4 protein-coding genes are annotated in these 5742 nt (G+C 66.9%); 3 read left to right on the forward strand and 1 reads right to left on the reverse strand.

Annotation, left to right across the window (positions count from 1 at the left end):
* The coding region (locus IVB32_RS02345) for a DUF1285 domain-containing protein (RefSeq protein ID WP_247409679.1) at window positions 1-607 on the reverse strand (607 nt) is incomplete at its 3' end.
* Between the two features lie 280 nt (window positions 608-887).
* Here IVB32_RS02345 and IVB32_RS02350 point away from each other — a divergent pair.
* From IVB32_RS02350 to IVB32_RS02360, 3 genes are read left to right on the forward strand one after another with little or no spacing between them, the layout of a single operon-like run.
* Window positions 888-1886, forward strand: a complete 999-nt coding sequence (locus IVB32_RS02350) for a MoxR family ATPase (protein ID WP_247409681.1) — start codon at window positions 888-890, stop codon at window positions 1884-1886.
* Complete coding sequence (locus IVB32_RS02355) at window positions 1886-2830, forward strand: DUF58 domain-containing protein (protein WP_018454955.1); 945 nt, start codon at window positions 1886-1888, stop codon at window positions 2828-2830. Before IVB32_RS02350 ends, IVB32_RS02355 begins: the two co-directional genes overlap by 1 nt.
* Window positions 2827-5640, forward strand: coding sequence for a DUF4159 domain-containing protein (locus tag IVB32_RS02360; RefSeq protein WP_085352650.1), 2814 nt, complete (start codon window positions 2827-2829; stop codon window positions 5638-5640). Before IVB32_RS02355 ends, IVB32_RS02360 begins: the two co-directional genes overlap by 4 nt.
* Window positions 5641-5742 lie beyond the last annotated feature (102 nt).

Here is a 5742-nt window from a genome sequence, read left to right on the forward strand (position 1 = left end):
GCGCGGCCCTCACCTGCTCCGCATCGGCCATGGCGAAGAACTCGCCGGCCGACTCGACACCGAACATCGGCTGGCCATCGACCATCCGCTCCTCACCCATGTCAACCAGATCGTAATAGAGCGCGCGGGTGACCTTGGCCCAGAGCTCGGCGCGGATATGCAGATAGGGCGTCAGCCCGCCGTCCTTGGCCTGCTCGAAGCGCAGCCGGTGCGACGCATCGCAGGTGACCCAGTCGTCGACATTGGTGCGGAAGCGGAGCACGCGATGGTTGGCATCGCCGTCCTTCTGCATCTCGACCGCCATGAACGGCGCGTCGTCGACGCGAATGCCGACCTTCTCCACCGGCGTGACGAGGAAATGCTTGTCGCCTTCGCGCTTGAGGATGGTCGAGAACAGGCGAACCAAGGCATGACGGCCGATTGGCGTCCCCAAATAGAACCAAGTACCATCTGACGCGATTCGAATGTCGAGATCGCCGCAAAACGGCGGATTCCACAAATGCACCGGAGGCAGGCCCTTTTTGGCGCCTTCGGCATCGGCAGCAGTTTTGGCAGCGGCAGTCAGCCCCTCAAGACCGCGATCGGCGCTCTGCCCTTGGTTCGCCATGGTTTGCCCTGACTTTGTCATTTGGCACGATCGGTCATTTGGCACGATTGGTGCAGGTTTACGTTGTATCCGGGTACTCGGTTCCACCCCGCATTCGTCCGGTGTGGAGGTCGCCACTTCGTGATGCCCTACATATCCCTAAGCCGATAAGGTGGGGATAGGTTAGTTCAACGAATACATGGCCTTCCTGCAAGTCTAGCATAGGGCCCACGTCTTGAGTTGAGGACGTGATGACATGACGACGCAAGCGAGCTGCATGGCAGGCTGAAGGAGCTAACGGATGGCGGAGAGTGTCGAGAAGCTCGAAGACGGGATAGTCCGTTCGGCCGAGCAGGTGTCGAGCCAGATTCGCGCGGCAAAGGATGCGATCGCGTCCGTCATCTTCGGCCAGGATCGCGTGATCGAGAACACGCTGGTCACCATCCTCTCCGGCGGCCATGCGCTGTTGATCGGTGTCCCCGGTCTGGCCAAGACCAAGCTGGTCGAGACGCTCGGCATCACCCTCGGCCTCGATGCCAAGCGCATCCAGTTCACGCCCGATCTGATGCCGTCGGACATTCTCGGCGCCGAAGTGCTGGACGAGAGCACCTCCGGCAAGCGTGCCTTCCGCTTCATCTCCGGCCCCGTGTTCGCGCAACTGCTGATGGCCGACGAGATCAACCGCGCCAGCCCGCGCACGCAGTCGGCGCTGCTGCAGGCGATGCAGGAGCAGCACATCACCGTTGCCGGCGCGCGTCACGATCTGCCGAAGCCGTTCCACGTGCTCGCCACGCAAAACCCGCTGGAGCAGGAAGGCACCTATCCGCTGCCTGAAGCCCAGCTCGACCGTTTCCTGATGGAGATCGACGTCGACTATCCCGACCGCGACGCCGAGCGCCGCATCCTGTTCGAGACCACCGGCGCCGACGAGACGCTGGCGAAGGGCTCGATGACACCTGATGCACTCATCACCGCGCAGCGACTGATCCGGCGCCTGCCGGTCGGCAATTCCGTGGTCGAGGCGATCCTGTCGCTGGTGCGCTCGGCCCGTCCGGGTCCGGACGGCGGCGACACCAGCAAGTTCATCGCCTGGGGACCGGGCCCGCGCGCCAGCCAATCGCTGATGCTCGCGGTGCGCGCTCGCGCGCTGATCGACGGCCGCCTCGCGCCCTCAATCGACGACGTGCTCGACCTCGCCGAGCCCGTGCTGAAGCACCGCATGGCGCTGACGTTCCAGGCGCGCGCCGAAGGCCGCACGATTCCGGACGTGATCCGGCAATTGAAGACACGGATCGGTTGATGGCGGCGGAGAACGGGCACACAGCAAAGGAGGTCATCGCGATCCGACGTGCCGATGGCGAAAGCCGCACGCTCGCCGCTTCGCTGCCGCGCCTGGTGCTCGAGGCCCGCCGTATCGCCGCCAACGTCATCCACGGCCTGCACGGTCGCCGTCGCGCCGGCTCCGGCGAAAATTTCTGGCAATACCGCCGTTTCGTCTCCGGCGAACCGTCGCAGAATGTCGACTGGCGGCGCTCGGCGCGCGACGATCTCCTCTATGTCCGCGAGCTCGAATGGGAAGCCTCGCATACGGTCTGGATCTGGCCCGATCGTTCGCCCTCGATGGCGTTCGCGTCAAAGCAGGCGCGTGAATCCAAGCTCGAGCGGACGCTGATCGTCGCCTTCGCGCTGGCCGAGCTGCTGGTCTCCGGCGGCGAGCGCGTCGGCATCCCCGGTTTGATGGCACCGACCGCCAGCCGCAGCGTCATCGACAAGATGGCGCAGGCGATGCTGCATGACGATGCCGACCGCTTGAGCCTGCCGCCCTCCTTTGTGCCCGCGGCGCTGGCCGAGACGATCGTGCTGTCGGACTTCTGGTCGCCGCTCTCCGAGATCAGGACCACGCTCGCCGGCCTGTCCGGCTCCGGCGCGCATGGCACGCTGGTGCAGGTCGTCGATCCCGCCGAGGAATCATTCCCCTATTCCGGCCGCGTCGAGTTCGTCGAGCCCGAGGGGTTCGGCGTGATCACCGCCGGCCGCGCCGAGAGCTGGGCGCAGGATTACACCGCCCGGCTCGCGCTGCACCGCGATCAGATCCGCGCCGAGACCAACAAGCTCGACTGGCTGTTCACGACGCATGCGACCGACCGCTCGGCCGCCGAGCTCTTGCTGTTCCTGCATGCCGGCATGCAGGTGAGCAAATCGGGCGCGCGCACCACAACGATCAAGGCGGGGCCGGCAGCATGATGGGACTGCCGCTCGCCTTCACCGAACCGCTGCTCCTGATCGGCCTCGTCAGCCTGCCGGTGCTGTGGTGGCTGTTGCGCGTGATGCCGCCGCGGCCGCGCCGGATCGAGTTTCCGCCGACGCGCCTGCTGTTCGACATCGCACCGCGCGAAGAGACCCCGTCGCGAACGCCGTGGTGGTTGACCGCATTGCGGCTGCTGGCTGCGGCACTGGTCATTTTCGCCGCCGCCGGTCCGATCTGGAATCCGCAAACAGGCGCGGCCGCCAGCAAGGCGCCGCTGATGATCATGTTCGACGACGGCTGGAGCGCGGCCTCGAACTGGGACATCCGGATCAGGGCCGCCGACGAATTGATCGCCAGTGCCGAGAACGACCGCCGTGCGATCGCGCTGGTGCCGCTGTCCGAGCCGAACCGCGATATCACATTGATGCCGGCGGGCGCCGCGCGCGTCGCGCTGCGGCAGCTGACGCCAAAGCCGTATTCGATCGAACGCGTCGAGACCCTGACCGCAATCGATCGCTTCCTGAAAGCAACCGGCGACTGCGAGATCGCCTGGCTCTCCGACAGCGTCGACACCGGTCGCGGCGAGGAATTCGTGACTGGCCTCGGCAAGACCATCGGCGATCGCAGCCTGACCGTGTTCGAAGGCGGCACCTCCGCGGCTCTGGCGCTGGTCGCGGCAGAGAATGCCGCAGCCAGGATGACGGTGAAGGTGCTGCGCACCGACAGCGGCATCGCCATCGGCACCGTGCGCGCGCTGGACCAGAAGGCCTCGCCGATCGGCGAGGCGCGTTATTCGTTCGGCCCGCAGGACAAGGAAACCGAAGCGTCGTTCGATCTGCCGGTCGAGCTGCGCAACGACATCACGCGGCTGGAAATTGCCGGTGAGCGCTCCGCCGGCGCAGTGCAGCTGCTCGACAAGCGCTGGCGCCGCCGCGCCATCGGCATCGTCTCGGGCTCGACCAGCGAGACCGCGCAGCCGCTGCTGGCGCCGACCTTCTATCTCACCCGTGCGCTGGCGCCGTTCGCCGACGTGCGGCTTGCCGACAAGGGCTCGCCGCAGCAGGGCATCACGCAGTTCCTCGATCAGAAGCTGCCGATGATCATCCTTGCCGATGTCGGCACCATCGCCCCTGAAATCCGCGAGCGTCTCAATGCCTGGATCGACCAGGGCGGCGTGCTGGTGCGGTTCGCCGGTCCGCGGCTGGCGCAGGCCGAGGACGATCTCGTCCCGGTCAAGCTGCGCAAGGGCGGCCGGACGCTCGGCGGCAGCCTGACCTGGGAAAAGCCGCAACATCTTGCCTCCTTTGCCGCCGATGGTCCGTTTGCCGGCGTCGTGGTCCCCAAGGACGTCACCATAAGCCGCCAGGTGCTGGCCGAGCCCGACGCCGTGCTCGCCACCAAAAGCTGGGCGTCGCTGGAAGACGGCACGCCGCTGGTAACAGGCGAGCATCGCGGCAAGGGCGTCGTCAGCCTGTTCCACGTCAGCGCCGACATGCGCTGGTCGGATCTGCCGATGTCGGGCACCTTCGTCGAAATCCTGCGGCGTGTCGTCGACATGTCCGGCTATACCGCGAAGCCGGGTCCAGGCGTTGCCACCGAGGCGACCGCCGAAACGGTGGCGCCGTTGCACATCCTCGATGGCTTTGGCGCGTTCGGTCCGCCGCCGGCTGCCGCAAAGCCGCTGCCCGCGGATTATCGCGACCGCGCCACACCCGATCATCCGCCGGGCTTCTATGGTCCGGCAGAAGGACCGCTCGCCGTGAACACGCTTGCCAGCGCCGACCGTATCGCAGCCCTGAACACCACGAGCCTGCGCGCCCGGCATGCCACCTACACCAACGCCGAGCCGCAGGACTTGCGCGGTTGGCTGCTATCGACGGCGCTCGCGCTGTTCCTGATCGACGCCATCATCGTCGCGGTACTCGGCGGCGGCCTTGCCGCGCTGGTGCGCCGCCGCGCCGCGCCCGCGATGATCGTCTTTGGGCTGGTGCTCGCAGGTCTCGCCTCGTTCGTGCCGACGCCGTCGCATGCGGACAGCGCGTCCGACGAGTTCGCGATGAAGGCGGTGTCGCAGACCCGCCTCGCTTATGTCGTGACCGGCAATGCCGACGTCGATTCCATCGTCAGGGCCGGGCTATCCGGACTGACGCTGTTCCTGGCGCAGCGCACCGCGCTTGAGGCCGGCGATCCCGTCGGCATCGACCCGGCGCGCGACGAACTCGCTTTCTTCCCGCTGATCTACTGGCCGATCGTGCCGGGCGCGCCCAAGCCGTCGCGGGACGCCATCAACAAGATCGACGCCTATATGAAGCAGGGCGGCACCGTGCTGTTCGACACCCGCGACGCGGTCGAAGCGCCACCCGGCGCGAACGGCGCCGCGCAGACCCCGGCCATGCAGACGCTCCGCGAGATCCTGTCCTCGCTCGACGTGCCCGAGCTGGAGCCGGTGCCGCGGGAGCACGTGCTGACCAAGACCTTCTATCTGTTGCGCGACTTCCCCGGCCGCTTCAGCACCGGCCAGACCTGGGTCGAGACCTTGCCGCGCGAAGACGACGAGGACAGCGCGCAGCGGCCGGCACGCGGCGGCGACGGCGTCTCGCCGATCATCATCACCTCGAACGACCTGGCCGGCGCCTGGGCCGTGCGGCCCGACGGCCAGTCCATGCTGCCGGTGATCGGCGGCGACCCCCGCCAGCGCGAATTCGCCTACCGCGCCGGCGCCAACATCGTGATGTACACGCTGACGGGCAACTACAAGGCCGACCAGGTGCACGCACCGGCCCTGATCGAACGGCTGGGGCAGTAGGATCGATATGAATTACGGCATCGCATTCACGCCGCTTGTTCCCACGATCGTGCTGTGGCTCGCGCTGGCCGCGATCGTCGTCATCGCGCTGGTGCTGCTGCT

Origin of the sequence: Bradyrhizobium sp. 23, from assembly GCF_023073295.1 — a bacterium.
Lineage (GTDB): Bacteria > Pseudomonadota > Alphaproteobacteria > Rhizobiales > Xanthobacteraceae > Bradyrhizobium > Bradyrhizobium canariense_D.